The sequence below is a fragment of the Pseudomonas migulae genome (genome assembly GCF_043225285.1).
Lineage (GTDB): Bacteria > Pseudomonadota > Gammaproteobacteria > Pseudomonadales > Pseudomonadaceae > Aquipseudomonas > Aquipseudomonas migulae_C.
Map to the genome: position 1 here is coordinate 4,945,607 of NZ_CP171224.1, position 15,981 is coordinate 4,961,587.

At 61.6% G+C, this 15,981-nt stretch carries 15 protein-coding genes; 12 read left to right on the top strand and 3 right to left on the bottom strand.

Annotation, left to right across the window (positions count from 1 at the left end):
* Positions 1-34 precede the first annotated feature (34 nt).
* On the top strand, positions 35-1,432 hold the full coding sequence (locus ACF6ZU_RS22690) for an NAD(P)/FAD-dependent oxidoreductase (RefSeq protein ID WP_392887169.1): 1,398 nt from the start codon (positions 35-37) through the stop codon (positions 1,430-1,432).
* 18 nt (positions 1,433-1,450) lie between these two features.
* Positions 1,451-1,810, top strand: a complete 360-nt coding sequence (locus ACF6ZU_RS22695; RefSeq protein WP_392887170.1) for a cupin domain-containing protein — start codon at positions 1,451-1,453, stop codon at positions 1,808-1,810.
* Positions 1,811-1,814: 4 nt separating this feature from the next.
* Here the strand turns inward: ACF6ZU_RS22695 and ACF6ZU_RS22700 are convergent, their stop codons facing one another.
* Positions 1,815-2,708: a LysR substrate-binding domain-containing protein gene (locus ACF6ZU_RS22700; RefSeq protein WP_392887171.1), complete on the bottom strand. Its 894-nt coding sequence runs from the start codon at positions 2,706-2,708 to the stop codon at positions 1,815-1,817.
* A gap of 130 nt (positions 2,709-2,838) precedes the next feature.
* On the opposite strand from ACF6ZU_RS22700, the gene ACF6ZU_RS22705 reads away from it, so the two are divergent.
* The 6 genes from ACF6ZU_RS22705 to ACF6ZU_RS22730 all read left to right on the top strand — a co-directional run bounded on the left by ACF6ZU_RS22705 (position 2,839) and on the right by ACF6ZU_RS22730 (position 9,202).
* Positions 2,839-3,939 (top strand): ABC transporter ATP-binding protein, encoded by a 1,101-nt coding sequence (locus tag ACF6ZU_RS22705; RefSeq protein ID WP_392887173.1) that lies wholly within the window; start codon positions 2,839-2,841, stop codon positions 3,937-3,939.
* A 76-nt stretch (positions 3,940-4,015) separates the two neighbouring features.
* Positions 4,016-5,131, top strand: a complete 1,116-nt coding sequence (locus ACF6ZU_RS22710; protein ID WP_392887175.1) for an ABC transporter substrate-binding protein — start codon at positions 4,016-4,018, stop codon at positions 5,129-5,131.
* A 1-nt stretch (position 5,132) separates the two neighbouring features.
* Complete coding sequence (locus tag ACF6ZU_RS22715) at positions 5,133-5,981, top strand: ABC transporter permease (protein ID WP_392887176.1); 849 nt, start codon at positions 5,133-5,135, stop codon at positions 5,979-5,981.
* The gene (locus ACF6ZU_RS22720) at positions 5,978-6,832 is read left to right on the top strand and encodes an ABC transporter permease (RefSeq protein ID WP_392887177.1); all 855 of its coding nucleotides are present in this window, start codon (positions 5,978-5,980) and stop codon (positions 6,830-6,832) included. Before ACF6ZU_RS22715 ends, ACF6ZU_RS22720 begins: the two co-directional genes overlap by 4 nt.
* A 65-nt stretch (positions 6,833-6,897) precedes the next feature.
* Positions 6,898-8,049 carry a M24 family metallopeptidase gene (locus ACF6ZU_RS22725; RefSeq protein WP_392887178.1) on the top strand — a complete coding sequence of 384 codons (1,152 nt, stop codon included), beginning with the start codon at positions 6,898-6,900 and terminating at the stop codon, positions 8,047-8,049.
* A 10-nt stretch (positions 8,050-8,059) separates the two neighbouring features.
* Complete coding sequence (locus tag ACF6ZU_RS22730; RefSeq protein WP_392887179.1) at positions 8,060-9,202, top strand: hypothetical protein; 1,143 nt, start codon at positions 8,060-8,062, stop codon at positions 9,200-9,202.
* A gap of 363 nt (positions 9,203-9,565) precedes the next feature.
* On the opposite strand, the gene ACF6ZU_RS22735 is transcribed toward ACF6ZU_RS22730, so the two are convergent.
* Complete coding sequence (locus tag ACF6ZU_RS22735; protein WP_392887181.1) at positions 9,566-10,849, bottom strand: nucleotide disphospho-sugar-binding domain-containing protein; 1,284 nt, start codon at positions 10,847-10,849, stop codon at positions 9,566-9,568.
* 96 nt (positions 10,850-10,945) lie between these two features.
* The gene (locus ACF6ZU_RS22740; protein ID WP_392887182.1) at positions 10,946-11,878 is read right to left on the bottom strand and encodes an FCD domain-containing protein; all 933 of its coding nucleotides are present in this window, start codon (positions 11,876-11,878) and stop codon (positions 10,946-10,948) included.
* 276 nt (positions 11,879-12,154) lie between these two features.
* Here ACF6ZU_RS22740 and ACF6ZU_RS22745 point away from each other — a divergent pair, with 276 nt between their 5' ends.
* The 4 genes from ACF6ZU_RS22745 to ACF6ZU_RS22760 all read left to right on the top strand — a co-directional run bounded on the left by ACF6ZU_RS22745 (position 12,155) and on the right by ACF6ZU_RS22760 (position 15,961).
* A complete protein-coding gene (locus tag ACF6ZU_RS22745) occupies positions 12,155-13,129 on the top strand; it encodes a spermidine/putrescine ABC transporter substrate-binding protein (protein ID WP_392887184.1) in 975 nt (324 codons plus the stop codon).
* Positions 13,130-13,225: 96 nt separating this feature from the next.
* Positions 13,226-14,086, top strand: a complete 861-nt coding sequence (locus tag ACF6ZU_RS22750; RefSeq protein ID WP_392887186.1) for an ABC transporter permease — start codon at positions 13,226-13,228, stop codon at positions 14,084-14,086.
* On the top strand, positions 14,083-14,889 hold the full coding sequence (locus ACF6ZU_RS22755) for an ABC transporter permease (protein WP_392887188.1): 807 nt from the start codon (positions 14,083-14,085) through the stop codon (positions 14,887-14,889). Before ACF6ZU_RS22750 ends, ACF6ZU_RS22755 begins: the two co-directional genes overlap by 4 nt.
* Positions 14,882-15,961, top strand: a complete 1,080-nt coding sequence (locus ACF6ZU_RS22760; protein ID WP_392887190.1) for an ABC transporter ATP-binding protein — start codon at positions 14,882-14,884, stop codon at positions 15,959-15,961. The genes ACF6ZU_RS22755 and ACF6ZU_RS22760 overlap by 8 nt, the downstream gene beginning before the upstream one ends.
* Positions 15,962-15,981 lie beyond the last annotated feature (20 nt).

The following is a 15,981-nucleotide window of genomic DNA, read 5'->3' on the forward strand; positions in this document are numbered from 1 at the left end:
GCGTCAGCCCATGATTTTTTCGGAGCCTGCACCCATGACACTTCACACCGCGAACCAGTCCCTGGCTGACGCCCGGCCTTATCCTGTCTGGCAGGAAACACGGATCACCGCGCCCGCTGCGCCAAGGCTCACCGGCGAAGTGCTGTGTGATATCGCAATTGTGGGCGGCGGGTTTGTCGGGCTGTGGACGGCGTTGATGGCGCGTCAGCGCTGGCCTGAGGCAGCGATTGTGGTGCTTGAAGCCGGTCAGTGCGGCGGCGAAGCCAGCGGGCGCAACGGCGGGTTCTGCGCGCCGAGCATTTCTCACGGGGTGTCCAATGCGCTCAAGCGTTGGCCGAAAGAAGCGGAGCAACTGGTGCGACTCGGCCGGGAAAACCTCGTGGCCTTCGAGGAGGATTTGCAGCGCTATGGCATGGATGCAGCGTTTGAGCGCTCGGGGAAATTGAACGTCGCGAGTCAGCCCTGGCAGGTGGAAGGGCTGAGGTCGATGCAGCGCAATTACGCACGCTTCGGTATCGATTGCGAATACCTCGAAGGCGATTCCCTCAAGTCGTACCTCGACTCGCCGGACTATGTCGCCGGTGTTTTCGAGCCCAACTATGCGTTGCTGAACCCGGTGAAGATGGTCGCGGAATTGCGTCGCGTATGCCTGGCGCTGGGCGTTCAGCTGTTCGAGCATTCGCCGGTCAGCGCCTTGCGCCAGGACGGTGTTCATCAGGTTCTCGATGCTGGTCTGGGAACCGTAAGGGCCGCGAAAGTCGCCCTCGGCACCAACATTGCGCCGCCGCTGCTGGGCTCGCTGAAGTCCAAGGTCATTCCGATTTACGACTACGCGTTGGCGACCCGGCCGCTCGACGATGATCAGTTGCGCGCCATCGGCTGGGTTGGGCGCTACGGCATTGCCGACAGCGGCAACCAGTTTCATTACCTGCGCAAGACCGAGGACAACCGCATTCTCTGGGGTGGCTACGACGCCATCTATCACTACGGAAGCCGCCGCGATGAGGCGTTGACGCAACGTCCGGAAAGCTTCGCGACCCTGGCCCGGCAATTTCAATCAGCGTTCCCGGCGTTGGCGGACGTCACGTTCAGTCATGCCTGGGGCGGCATCATCGATACGTCCGCGCGCACCACGATGTTCTGCGGCACCTCGTCTGACGGCCGCGTTGCCTACGCCCAAGGTTTTACCGGGCAAGGTGTTTCTGCTAGCCGTTTCGCTGCGTTGACGATGCTCGACTTGCTCGAAGGTAAATCGACCGAACGCACGCAGCTGGCGATGACCTCGACCGCGCCTTTCCCGTTTCCACCCGAGCCCTTGCGCTATGCCGGGGTGTCGCTGGCGCAGCGTTCACTGGCCCGCGAAGACCTCACCGGGCACCGCGACTGGCTGCTCAAAGGGTTTGATGCGCTGGGCATCGGTTTTGATTCTTGAACTGGAGTAAGCACGACCATGAGTAAACCCGAACACATCATCGACTTCGCCAATCCAGATTTGCCGGTTGTCGAGCTGGAAACCAGCGATCCGGCGCTGGTCGACACGCCGTATCGCAGCCGAAGCTGGCGGCACTTTGTCGAGCCGCAGAAAAAAGCCACCGCCGGCATCTGGGAAGCGCCGGAGCACTTGGAACGCTGTGAATGCGACTACGACGAACTCTGTCATTTGCTCGAAGGCCGTGTGCGCCTGACCGACAGCCATGGCGTCAGCCAGGAGTTCGAGGCCGGCGCCACGTTCGTGGTCGCCGCCGGCTTCAAGGGCACCTGGGAGAACCTCACGCCGGTGCGCAAGGTGTTCGTGATTCTCCGGGGCTGAGGCCTCAGTCGACCCGCGCAATCATTTCCAGCTCCCGCATCAGCCAGTCCGAAAAGGCTTTGGCCAGGTCATTAGCGCCGCGCGGCGGCATGATGATGAAGTAGGGGTGCGGGGCTGGAAATTCGATGTCGAACAGACGGATCAAGGTGCCCTGTGCCAACTGCTCGCCCGCCAGAATATGGTCGCTGATGGTGACCCCGGTGCCGGCAATCGCCGCATCGATGGTCAGCGAGGCGTTCGGCAGGTAGATGTTCTGCCGGCCCTGCAGGCTGGGAATGCCTGCCGCCAGGAAGTAGCGGCTCCAGTCGTAACCTTCATCCTCGTGCAACAGCATCTGTCGCTCCAGGTCGCGGGGTTTGCGCAACGGCTCGCTGCCGTTGAGCAGGCGCGGGCTGCACACCGGGAAGTACATGATGTCGCCCAGTGCCGCGATGCGCTGGCCTTCGACTTCGCTGTCGCCGAACGAGATCACCATGTCGGCGTTCTGGTGGGGCTGATCGAGCGGCAACATGTACAGCGACACGTCCGGGTAATCCCTGAGGAAACGATCGAGAATCTTCGAAATGCGCGCCAGCAGCGCCGGGGCGCAGGCGATGCGCAAGCTGCCGGAAGGCGTCGAGGTGGGCAGGGCGGTTTGAATGTCGCGCAGTTGCTCGAATGCGCCGTTGACCAGCTGGCTGAGTTTTCTGCCGGCGGAGGTCAGGTGTACACCTTTGCCCTGGCGCTCCACCAGCGCGACTTCCAGTTCTTCTTCGAGCTTCTTGATCTGATGGCTGATGGCGCTGTGGGTGACGTGCAATTCCAGCGCCGCGCCACCGGTGCTGCCTTGCCGGACGAGTGCATCGAAGGCGCGCAAGGCGATCAGGGAGGGCAGTCGGCGCGTCGCTTTCAGAGCCATGATTGACTTCTTTTCGGTTAGTTAAATTCACATGAAACCTAGAAAACAAATCATTTGATGTCAATCTGATTTGTCCTGAAGATGGCAGCACGCGTTAGCAATCCAACCAGTTCCAGGCGAGGGGTTTCGAATGTCGGTTCCGCATGAGCATTTTGTCGACCTGTTACGACTGGGCAAGTCCTATGGCGAAACCCGTGCGCTGAGCGACCTGACCCTGCATATCAAACGCGGTGAATTCCTCACCTTGCTCGGGCCGTCCGGCTCCGGGAAAAGTACCACCCTGATGATGCTGGCCGGCTTCGAGCAACCGACCGAGGGCCGCATCGAGCGCAACGGTCAGGACATCACCCATCTGCCGGCCGATCAGCGTGACTTTGGCGTGGTGTTCCAGGGCTATGCGTTGTTCCCGCACATGACCGTGGAGCAGAACATCGCTTACCCGCTCAAGGTGCGCAAAGTGCCTGCCGCGCAGATCAAGGAAAAAGTCGGGCAGATGCTGGAACGGGTCGGCCTGGCGGGCAAAGGCCAGCGCGGTATCAAGCAGTTGTCCGGCGGCCAGCAACAACGGGTGGCGCTCGCCCGGGCGCTGGTGTTCGAGCCGTCCCTGTTGCTGCTGGATGAGCCGCTGTCGGCCCTTGACCGGCGTTTGCGCCAGGAAATGCAGGTCGAACTGGCGCGCATGCACAAAGAGTTCGGCACCACTTTCGTATTCGTCACCCACGACCAGGAAGAAGCGCTGGCGCTCTCCGATCGGGTCGCGGTGTTCAATCATGGTCGGCTGGAGCAACTGGGGACGCCCCAGGAAGTCTATGAGCGCCCGGCGAGCCGCTTTGTCGCCAACTTCCTCGGCGACATGAACCTGCTCGGCGTACAAGGCATCTTCCGCCAGGACGACACCCTGATGTGCGATTACCACGGCCATTCGCTTGCAGTCACCCAGAGTGCTGACAACGTGGTCCCGAGTCATCTCGGGCAGAGCTGGCTGGCGATCCGTCCCGAACATGTCGACCTGCAGCCGTTCGCCCAGGCGGGTGCCGGTAACGGCGTAGTGGCCCGCATGGAAAAACTGACCTACCTGGGCACCCACGTCAGCCTCGATATGCGCCTGGAAAATGCGCAACCGATGGCGCTGCGCATTCCGGTCAGCCACCCGATGTTAAACAGTCTGGAGCGCGGCCAGCCGTATTGGTGCGCCTGGTCAAAACACCATGGCCACCTGATTTCCGCCTAAGAAAAACAATCAAGCAACACACCTAATAAAAACTGGTTCGATCACCTGCCCACAACCACTTCATGGGGTACCGAGGATGAAAGACAAACAGCGCTTTATCGACGACACAGTGGACATCGCCCGGGAAAAACTCGAGGCCGGCACGCTCAGCCGTCGCAGTTTCAACCAGGCCCTGATGGTCGCGGCCGCGATGGCCGGGCTGGGTCCGCTGCGCAGCGCCTTCGCCGAGGGCGGTTCGCTGGTGGTGTCCAACTGGGGCGGTGATGCGGTCCCGGCCTTTGAGAAAAGCTACCTGGATTTCGCCGCCGCCAGCGGCCTCAAATTGAAGATCGATGGCAGCGGTCCCACCGAAGGCGCGGTGAAAACCCAGGTCAACAGCGGCGCCGTGCGCTGGGACGTGTGCGACGGTGAAATGTATTCCTCCTACCGCCTCGGCAAAGAAGGCGTGCTGGCGCCGATCGACTACTCGATTGTCGACAAGTCGTTGATCGGCTACGGCGACATCCATGAATTCGGCCTGGCGAATTACACCTACAGCTACGTGATCGGGTACGACGCGAAACGCTTCGGCAAGAACCCGCCAAAAAGCTGGGCGGATTTCTGGGACGTCAAGAAGTACCCCGGCAAACGCACACTCTACAAATGGATGAGCGCGAATCTCGAGTGCGCTTTGCTGGCCGATGGCGTCGAACCCGACAAGCTCTACCCGCTGGACGTCGATCGCGCACTGCGCAAAATCGAAGAGTTGATGCCGCACGTGGTCACGCACTGGTCGACCGGCGCCGAGTCGCAACAACTGCTGCGAGACGGCGAGGCGACGATGGGCCAGATGTGGCACACCCGCGCCGAGCTGGTCAAACACGACACCGGTGGCGCGATCGACTGGACCTTCGACAACGCCATCGTCGCGCCGTCAGTGTGGATGGTGCCCAAGAGCAATCCGGCCGGCGCCGCCAACGCCATGAAATTCATTGCCTACGCGTTGCGCCCGGAAGTGCAGGCCAAGCTGATGGAGGTCTACAACATGGGGCCGGTGGACGAGAAGGTGAACGCGTTGCTCTCGCCTGAGCTGCAGCGGATCAACCCCACCGCGCCGGACAACCTGCGCAAGCAAGTGTCGATGAACAACCTCTGGTACGCCGATCACTACGGTGAAACGCTCGAGCGTTACCTGGCCTTGATCGGGGGCTGATATGCGAATCGGTTCCCAAGGCACGTTGCGCATCTACGCGCTGCTGATTCTGCCGCTGCCGGTGATCATTCTCATCGGTTACCTGCTGCCGACGCTGGGCGTACTGGGCTGGAGCCTCAGCCTGCCGCAACCCGGGGTCCAGCATTACGCGACCATCATCGACAGCGCGACGATTCACACGGTCATCTGGCGCACGCTGCGGATCTGCCTGCTGACGACGCTGATCAGCGTCGCCATCGCTTACCTGATCGCCTATCGCTGGCGCTTCGCGTCGGGCCGGGGCCGGCAGTTCATCGAGTTGTTCGTGCTGTTGCCGTTCTGGCTGTCGATGCTGATTCGGGCGTTCGCCTGGCTGGTGTTGTTGCGCAACGATGGCCTGGTCAACCAGAGCCTGCTGACTTTGGGGGTCGTCGACGAGCCACTGGCGCTGGTACGCAACGAGCTCGGGGCGTTGATCGGCATGGTGCATTTCATGGTGCCGTACGCGGTGCTGCCGTTGCTGTCCTCCATGCGCCAGATCGATGACGGCCTGTTGAGGGCGGCGAGCAGTCTGGGCGCCGGGCGCTGGGCCACGTTGAAGGACGTGTTCCTGCCCCTGACCTTGCCCGGTGTGGCGGCGGCCTCGGCGACGGTGTTCGTGTTCAGCCTTGGCTGTTTCGTGACGCCGGCCCTGTTGGGTGGCGGCAAAGCGGCGATGTTGGCGGAGAGCATCTACATCCAGATGTTCCAGTTATCCAACTGGGGTCTGGGCGCTGCGCTGAGCATTGTCCTGATGTTGATGGTCGCGGTTTGCGCGGTGGTGTTCGGCAAACTGGTGGGCTTTGGACGTTTTACCGGGAGAACCGCATGAGCACGGTGCCTACAGTGACTCGGCTGGCTGCGCAAACGCCTGCCGCCACCCGCTTCAAGCCGCGTCCCGATCTGGCGAAGCTGCTGTCGTTCGCCGGTCTGCTGCTGGCGGCATTGTTCCTGCTGCTGCCGATCCTGGTGATTGTGCCGCTGTCTTTTGGTGATCAGCGCTACCTGGCCTTTCCGGACGGTGCGTGGTCATTGCGGCATTACCTCGAACTGCTCAACGGCGCGTGGCTGAGTTCGATCCTGCAAAGCCTCGGGCTGGCGGTGGCGGTCGGTGTGGTCAGTACCGCGCTCGCGTTCCTGTTCGCCACCGGTATCTGGCTGGAGCCGCGCTACCGCGTCGCGCTGACCACCGTGGTGTTGCTGCCGATGATCGTGCCGCAGGTGGTGTCCGCCATGTCCATCTACTACCTCGGGGCGAAGGTCCAGCAGCTCGATACTTTGCTGGGCGTGGGTTTCGGTCATTTGATGATGGCACTGCCGTACTCGCTGATCGCCATGCTGGTGGCTTACAGCCGGCTTGAGACCAGCCTCTACAAGGCCTCTCGCTCACTGGGCGCGGGGTTGTGGATGACCATTCGCCAGGTGCTGATGCCGAACGTGCGTGTGGGCATGGCGGGCAGCTTTTTCATGGCATTCATCATGTCCTGGGAGGAGGTGGTGGTCACCTTGTTCACCAGCGGACTCAACGTCATCACGCTGCCCAAACGGATATGGGACGGCCTGCGCTACAACCTGGACCCGGCCATCGCGGCCGTCTCCACCCTGATGATCTTCATCACCCTGATCGTGCTGTTGGTGCGCCTGTACCGGCACGACAGAAACGCTGATTCACCGGGTCGCTAGCCGACCCGCAATCCCCTGATATTTCATTTTTACCCGTGCACCTTTTCCCTAAGGAGGGATACCTCATGATGACTGCATTTCCCCTGCGCACTTATCGTCAACGTATCGAAGCGGTAAAACGTCGAATGAGCGAACGTGGCCTGGACGCTCTGGTGGTCAATTACCCGGACAACATCAACTACCTGACCGGTTTCGACAGCCTCGGCTTCCTCTGGTATCAGGCGCTGATCATTTCGCCGAAACTGGCCAACCCGATCTTCCTGACCCGCACCAGCGAGGAGCCTTGCACCTACGAGTTGTCGAGCATGGAAGAGGGGATTTTCTACGACATCGCCAAGCAGGACCCGCTGCGCATCGTCGCCGATTCACTTGAAGAGCTAGGCCTGAGCCAGGGTCGTATCGGCCTGGAAATGCAGGCCTCGACCTTCAGTCCTCTGCAATACACCACGCTGTTGCGGCACATGCCGAACGCGCATTTCGAGGACGCTTCGGTGGTGGTGGCCGAGGAGCGCCTGATCAAGACCGCGGAAGAAATCGAGTACCAGCGCAGTGCCGCGCGGATGGCGGACTACGGCATGCGCGCCGCGTTCGAGGCGCTGCGTCCGGGCATGTCCGAGGTGGAGATTTCCGGGATCGTCTCCAAGGCGTTGGGCGAGGCGGGCAGCGAGTATTCGGCGATCAGCCCGATGTGCGCCACCGGGCGCCGCAGCACCATGACCCACGCCATGCCGCATCGCATCACGATCAGCCCGGGTGACGTGGTGATTCTCGAGCACGCCGGCGTGTGCAACCGCTATCACGCGATCCTGATGCGCACCGCCGTCATCGGCAAACCGACGGCGCGGGTGCGTGAGGTGTCGACCCTGCTGACGGAAGCGTTCAACGCTGCCATCGACGTCGCGAAGCCGGGCACGCCGGTCGGTGAGGCCAATCGGGTGTGCAACAAAATCCTTGATCGCATCGACCTGTCGCGGACCCGCGTGCACCGCATCGGCTACAGCCTCGGGTTGGCGTATCCACCGACCTGGCTTGAAGCAATGATGGTCGATGAGGCCGACGACCATGTGTTCCAGCCGAACATGTCGTTTTCCATCGAGCCAAACCTGTCGCTGTATTCCGAAGGCTTCGGGCTCAAGCTGGGCGACACGGTGCTGTGCGAGGCGGACGGTTCGCGCAGCCTGTCGGAGATTCCACCCGAGCTGACGATCATCGATTGAGGAGCACCTTATGTCTGGATTGATGGACGTTTTCTGGCATGACGATGTGCTGCGCCACGACACCGGTTACGGGGTGTTCGAGGCGCCGCCGAGTGACCTTCTGGAAACGCAGACCCAGCACCCGGAAAGCAGCCCGCGGCTGGTCAACATGCGGGCGATTTTGCGTAATGGTCCCGTGGCCGCGAATCTGCTCTGGCACACCGGCCGGCATGCGACGCGGGAGGAGTTGTTGCGTTTTCACACGGAGGATTACTGGCGAAGCATTCAGTCGGCGGATCAGCAGGGACGGCGATTCAGCAGTACCACGTTGATCAATGCCGGCGGTTTGGCTGGCCTGCTTGCCGCTGCCGGGACCAGTCTCGCGGCGCTTGAGCAAACGCTGCGCGAACGCCGTCCTGCCATGGCTTTGGTGCGCCCGCCTGGGCACCACGCGGCGCCCGACATGGCGGACGGTTACTGCTTTTTCAACAACGTTGCCGTGGCGGCGCGGGCTGCTCAGGCGGCCGGCATCGAGCGGGTCGCCATCGTCGACTGGGATGTGCATCACGGCAATGGCACCCAGGAGGGATTTTACGAGGACCCGTCGGTGCTCACGGTGTCGATGCACATGGATCACGGCGCCTGGGGCGCCAGTCATCCTCAGACCGGTGGCGTGGACGAGCGGGGCAGAGGCGCGGGGGTTGGCAGCAACCTGAATATTCCGTTGCCGATGGGGTCGGGCGACCTGGCGTATGAGCTGGCGTTCGAGCGGTTTGTCGAGCCGGCGCTGGCGGCATTTGCGCCGCAACTGTTGATCATCGCCAATGGCCTCGACGCTTCGCAGTTCGACCCGAATGGCCGGCAGCTGCTGACCATGAACGGCTTCAATCGCCTTGCACAGCGGGCTCGGCGGTTTGCCGACGAGCACTGTGAGGGGCGGCTGTTGATTGTTCAGGAGGGCGGTTACAACCCGGCGTACAGTGCGTATTGCCTGCACGCGGCGTCGCAAGGCTTTCTCGGGCAGGCCTCGACGCTGGCGGATCCGTTGGCGTACATGCCGCCGTTCGAGGAGAGAAGCGAGGACGATGTTTCCGCCCTGGGCCGCGCGTTGCAGGGAGCCGGTTGGGCGTTCCAAACAACGCAGGATTCGCGCCCGACGGCAATCAAACTGTAGGAGCCGGCTTGCCGGCGATCGCGGTGGCACAGGCGAATGCTTGGTTGACTGACACTCCGCGATCGCCAGCAAGCCGGCTTCTACACGGGAATGTGGTTGAGCGCGGGATATGCGCCCGACGATGATCAACTGTAGGAGCCGGCTTGCCGGCGATCGCGGTGGCACAGGCGAAGGCATGGTTGGCTGACACTCCGCGATCGCCAGCAAGCTGGCTCCTACACGGGAATGTTGTTCAGCGCAGGATATGCGCCCGACGCAGATCAAACTGTAGGAGCCGGCTTGCTGGCGATAGCGGTGGTTCAGGCGACGAGTTGGTTGGCTGGCACTCCGCGATCGCCAGCAAGCTGGCTCCTACTGGGGTTCTTATGCGTCGGGCAGCGCCATGATCGCCCGCGCCGCGATGTCAGTGCCGCGGGTCGCCTGCATGGTTTTACTGAACGCTTGCAGCCGTTGTTTCATCCCGTGATCGGCCAACAGCTGCTCAAGAGCGGCGGGCAGGGCGGCCAGTGGATTGGCAAAGCGTGGCAGGTAGCGGCCGACGCCGACTTCCTCGGCGCGGGCGGCGTTGTCGTGGCCGTCCCAGCAGTAAGGAATGATCAGCGACGGCAAGCCGAAGTACAGCGCTTCGCAGAAGCTGTTGTTGCCGCCGTGGTGGATGAACAACTGGCATTCCTTGAGCACGGCCGGCTGTGGAAACCAGCTGTCCAGGTACACGTTGTCCGGGACGGTGGTGTAGGTGTCGCGATAGGCACCGACGTTGATGAGGAAGCGGTAGGGCAACGGTTCGATGGTGCTGATCAGGCGCTTGATCATGTCGGTGTCGGCAGCTCCGAGGCTACCGAAACTGATGTAGATCAGCGGCGCATCGTTGTGCCGCGGAAAGCCGGGAACGATGTAAGGCGCCTCGCGCCGCACGCAACCGTCGAGGTACACGTAACGCTGCGGATCCAGCGGCGGCTGGCGCTCGTAACGCACCGGCGTCGGTGACAGCAGCAGGTTGAGCCACGGCGAATCGCCAAGGAACTGGCCGGGCGGGCAGGGCGCGGTGCCGTTGCTCGCAAGAAACTGCGAAAAGCGCTCATGGGCCGGTGCGACCGCTTTTTGATAATGCTCGACAAAGCGTTCGCGGGCCTCGGTATCGCCGGCCAGGCAGCCCGACAGGTAAGGCGGCACCGCAGGATCCGGCAGTTCGGTTTCCGCGCAGGACACCATGCGCACCCACGGGCATCCCGCGTTGGCGATGGCGGGGAACATGACCACGTTGTCGAGGACGATGACGTCCGGTTTCAAGCGGCCGAGCAACTGCTGCAGCGGCTTTTCCGCTTCGATCGCGGTGTCGATGATCGCTTCCCAGGCCGGCGCCACGTAGCTGTCAATCTGCGCCAAAGGCGTCTGGTCGAAGTAGGGAATGTTGCGCTCGATAAAGCGCTCCCAGTAATGCTGGTGTTCCGCTGCCGACAACGGGCTGGCTTGTGGAATCGGGTACTCGTCGAAGCCGTATTCGGCGAAGAGCCCCTGAAAATGTTCGTGGCAGATAAAGACCGGTTTTGCTCCCAGCTCACGCAGTGACTGGGCGATACCAATGCAGTTCAAGGCCGCGCCGAAACTGGCTTCCGGAAACAAGGCGATCAGTTTGTGTGTGTGCATGGCGAAGAAAGTCCATGGCGGGTAAAGCCCGCCCTGCCTGAGATGACTGGATGCTGTCTTATTTTATAAAAAAAATCATCATGTTTTTTGAGGGGCTTAGCGACGCCCGAACAAATGACCCTGGGGAATCCCGCGATTGGCGGTTTGCGGGCGCTGGGCGGCGCTCAATCGCAGGTGCAGGCGCAGCAGGTCGGCGGCGATCTCCAGTTGGCCGCGCTCGATGTGCGCAATGATTTGCAGGTGCTCGCGCAGGGCTTCCTGCAGGCGGTGCACGCTGACGGTCGGCAGCAGATTCGGCAGGCGCCGCAGGCTCTGATGCTGGAGCAAGGCATCACCGATAAAACGGTTGCCGCAGCTCTGGCCAATCAGTTCATGAAAGCTGATGTCCAGCTCGCGAAACTGCTGGATGTCGAAGTCTTCGACCGGCCTGGACAGCAAGGTTTGCATGGCGCTGCGCAGCAATGCCAGGCGCTGCGGATCGGCGTTGAAGTGCGGGCTGAGCAAGGCTTCCGGTTCGAGGATCAGGCGGAACTTGAGGCTTTCTTCGAGGGCGGCGAGGCTGTTCAGCGACGGGCGAAACAGCCAGGACTGGCCGGGGCCGCGCTCGATCGCCTGGCTTTCGCTGAGTTGCAGCAGGGCTTTTTGCGCGGCGGGGCGGCCGATGTCGTAGCGGCGCATCAGCTCGCTGATGCTGATGCTGTCGCCGAGACGTCCGGCCATGCGGTCGCGCAGGACCGAGGTCGCCAGTTCTTCTTCCTCGGCTTGTGGCAGCGCGGCGTTGAACGCCTGGCCGTCCGGTGCGGCGAGCAATCGATAGCCTTTGCCGGCTTCGTGGCTCAACAGGTTTTCTTCCAGCAGGACTTTCAGGGCGCCACGAATCAGCGTGCGTGATACCTGAAAGGTCCGCGCCAATGCTTGCTCGGCCACCGGATCACCGGCCACCAGTCCGGTTTCCTGGGTGTGCTCCAGGATCCGCCGGGCGAGTTCCAGGTGATTGGTGCGGGGTTTTTTCTCGGGTGTTGTGCTCAAGCGTCTTATCTCTGTTGGTCGCTGCGACTCAGGTGCTCATCTTATGTCATGCACCGTAAAACCGTCAGGCGCAAAAAAACCGTTGACATACTTCCATGCTGGTCCTAATTTCTAAAAAAAAACACATGCAATCGTTTCTCTTTTTGCCGTACTGCCTTCGAACACAAAAAAATAAACAATCGTCGGGTGAGTATTATGAGAAAGCTGAAAGGCCTTATGTGTCTGGGATTGACCGCCTCCCTGGCGATCGCTTCACAGGCCGCAAGTGCAAAAGACATGGTGATTTCCATCTGGGACGGATACATGGCCCCGGATGCGCTGGACAAGTTCAAGGCCGCCAGCGGCGTCGACGTCGACAAGGCGTTGCACGCGACCAACGAAGAAATCATGGGCAAGCTCATGGCATCTGGCGGGGAAGGCTATGACGTGGTGTTTGTCTCCTCTCCCTTCGCCGAAGTCCTGCACAAGCAAGGCCTGCTGGCCGACATCGATCCGGTCAAAGTCCCCAACCTGAAAAACCTCTACCCCGAAGCCACCCAGCTCGAATACGACAAGGGCAACCATTTCTCGGTGCCCTACACCTGGGGCACGACCGGGATCTGCTACCGCTCCGACAAGGTCACTCCGGCGCCGACCAGCTGGAACGAGTTGCTCAACCCGAGCGATGCGCTCAAAGGCAAAGTGACCATGCTCGCCACCGACCGCTGGATGCTCGGCGCCGGGTTCCTGGCCAAGGGCTGGTCGGTCAACGACAACGACACCAGCCACATCGCTGCGGTACGCGATCAGCTGATCGCCACCAAGAAACGCATCCTCGCCTTCGACGACACCACGTTCTATTCCAAGCTCGCTTCCGGCGAATCGCTGATGGCGCATGCCTGGGATGGCTGGTGCAACTACGGCACCCAGGCCAACGCGGCGATCAAGTTTGTCGTGCCGAAGGAAGGTTCCGACCTGTGGGTGGACACCATGGTCGTGCTGAAAAGTTCGAAGCATCAGGAGCAGGCGTTCAAGTTCGTCAACTTCATGCTCGCCAAGGAAAACCACGTCTGGGTCGCGGAAAACATCCTCTACAAAGTCCCCAACCAGGCCGCAATGGCCGGTTTGTCCGCTGACCTGCTCAAGCAATACCCCAACCTGACAATCGCCCCGAGCGAGTTGTTGAAGATGGAGCAATTGCGCGACCTGGGCGGCACTACGCAAAAGGCCTACACCCGGGCTGTCACCGAAATCATGGCGGCGCAGAACTAAGCCTTGAACACGTAAGCCGCAACGATACGAGGCATGCCCGGCATGCCTCGCCACGCTCGCAAGCCGCCTCTGTTCCGGGGCGGGAGGATATGGGTAATGAGTGCTTTGCATGCTGACAGGCGTCTGTCGGCCTGGCTTCTTGCGCCCGGCTTTGGCTGGCTGCTGATCTTTCTGGTGGTGCCGTGTCTGTTGGTGCTGGTCTACAGCTTCGTCGAACGCGGTGCCTACGGTGGTATCGATTGGCTGTTCACCTGGGAAAACTACCAGCGTGCGTTCGATCCGCTGTACCTCGGCATCCTGCTCAAGTCAGCCAAGATCGCCGGGCTGGCGACACTGTTCGCCGTGCTGATCGGCTACCCGGCCGCATACGCCATTGCCCGCGCGCCTCGGCGTCATCAAGCGGTGTTTCTGTTCCTGGTGATGCTGCCATTCTGGAGCAACTACCTGATCCGCACCTATGCCTGGATTGTCCTGCTCAATCGCGAAGGTCTGATCAACCGGATGCTGCAGTTGTTCGGTTACAGCGGCGATCCGATCAACCTGCTGTACACCGAAGCGTCGGTGGTACTGGGCCTGGTCTACAACTACATCCCGTTTGTGATCCTGGCGATCTTCTCCTCGCTGTCGCGCATCAACAACGAACTCTGGGACGCCTCGAAAGACCTCGGCGCCTCGGGCTGGATGACCTTCCGCCGGATCATCCTGCCGCTGAGCGTGCCCGGCGTCGCGGCCGGCGCGGTATTTGTCTTCGTCCTGAGCATCGGCAACTTCATCACCGCCGACCTGTTGGGCGGCAAGCAGGTGCAGATGGTCGGCAACCTGATCTACGCGCAATTCCTCACGGCGCGGGACTGGCCGTTCGGTGCGGCGCTGAGCTTTTTCCTGATCGCGATCATGCTGATCCTGTTGTTCATCCAGGCCCTGGTGGCCCGTCGTGCAGAAGGAGGCCGCGCATGAGCCAGCCTCGCTCTATCGGCGGCACCGTGCTCAGCACGCATTTGGGTTTGGTGTATGCCTTCCTGTATGTGCCGATCCTGGTTTTGATCCTGCTGTCGTTCAACAAATCCGGATTGCCGACCGCCTGGGGCGGCGTCTCGCTGAAGTGGTACGTGGCGCTGGCGCACAACTCGGCGATTTTGTCGGCGGCCCTCAACACCCTGATCGTCGCGTTGTCGGCAACCTTCATTGCCTGTGTGCTCGGAACCTTCCTCGCCCTCGGCATCGAGTTGCGCCGCAAGGGCAGCGAAAAGGGGCAGGTGGTCGACACCCTGCTGATGGCGCCGATGATCATTCCCGACATCGTCCTGGCGATCGCGCTGTTGAGCTTCTTCAACCTGCTCAAGGTCGGGCTTGGCCTGCACTCGATCATCATCAGCCACGCCGTGTTCAACATCGCCTTCGTCTGCGCGGTGGTGCGCACGCGGCTCAAGCATTTCGACTATTCGATTCTCGAAGCCTCGATCGATCTCGGCGCGAGCTGGTTCACCACCTTCCGCCGGGTGCTGTTGCCGGCGATTTTCCCCGGCGTGCTGGCGGGCGGATTGCTCTCGTTCACGCTGTCGGTGGACGAATTCATCATCGCCTTTTTCAACTCCGGTTCCGGCCAGGCTTCCACCACGTTGCCGATGCAGATCTACGCCATGATCCGCTTCGGCGTCACCCCGGAAATCAATGCCCTGGCGACGCTGGTGATGCTGGTCAGCATCACCGCGCTGCTGGCTTCGCAGCGTCTCAACAAGGCTCCTCGCACCCATGAATAATTCATCTGCGGTACTGATCCTGGACAAGGTCAGCAAGTCTTATGGCAACGGCCTGGCGGTCGACGAGGTGTCGCTGAACATCCGCGAGAACGAGTTCTTCGCGCTGCTCGGCCCTTCCGGCTGCGGCAAGACCACGCTGTTGCGCATGCTCGCCGGTTTCGAAACCCCCAGCGCCGGTTGCATTTACCTGGACGGCAAAGACATCTCGCCGCTGCCGGCCAACAAACGCCCGTTGAACCTGATGTTCCAGTCCTATGCGCTGTTTCCCAACATGACCGTGCGCAAGAACATCGCTTACGGCCTGGAGATGGAGCGCTTGCCCGAAGCGGAAATCCGCCGTCGGGTCGATGACGTGCTGAACACCGCGCAGCTCGGCGAACTGGCCGAGCGCAAGCCCGATCAGCTTTCCGGTGGGCAGCGCCAGCGCGTTGCCCTGGCGCGGGCACTGGTCAAACGCCCGCGGGTGTTGCTGCTCGACGAACCCTTGGGCGCGCTCGACAAAAAGCTCCGGGAAAAGATGCAGCTCGAACTCAAGCGCCTGCAACTCGAAAGCGGCATCACCTTCATCATCGTCACCCACGACCAGGAAGAAGCGCTGGTGATGTCGGACCGCATGGCGGTGCTCGACGGCGGCAAGGTCTGCCAGTGCGGCAGCCCCACCGAACTTTACGAAAACCCCAACAGCCGGTTCGTCGCCAATTTCATCGGCGTCAGCAATCTGTTCGAGGGCGTGCGCTCGGGGGCGAGCACGGTGCGGGTCAACGGTCAGGAACTGGCGGTCGAGACCGACACGCCGCTGGTGCCGGGGCAAAAGGTCGCGGTCGTCGTCCGCCCCGAGCGCCTGCAGGTGTTGGCGGCGGAGGAGGAGAGCTGCGCCAATCAGGTGAGCGGCCACATCGTCGAAATCGCCTATCACGGCCTCGACACCAACCTGCATGTGCAGACCGCGCTCAGCGACAAGGCGCTGATCGTGCGGGTGCCGTCCTCGCAGTTCGAATTCGCTCATTTTGCAATTGGCATGAGCGTCCGGCTCGGCTGGCAGGCTCGCCACGCCCGTGTGTTGACGCGCTGAACAATAAAAAGAGACCAGGC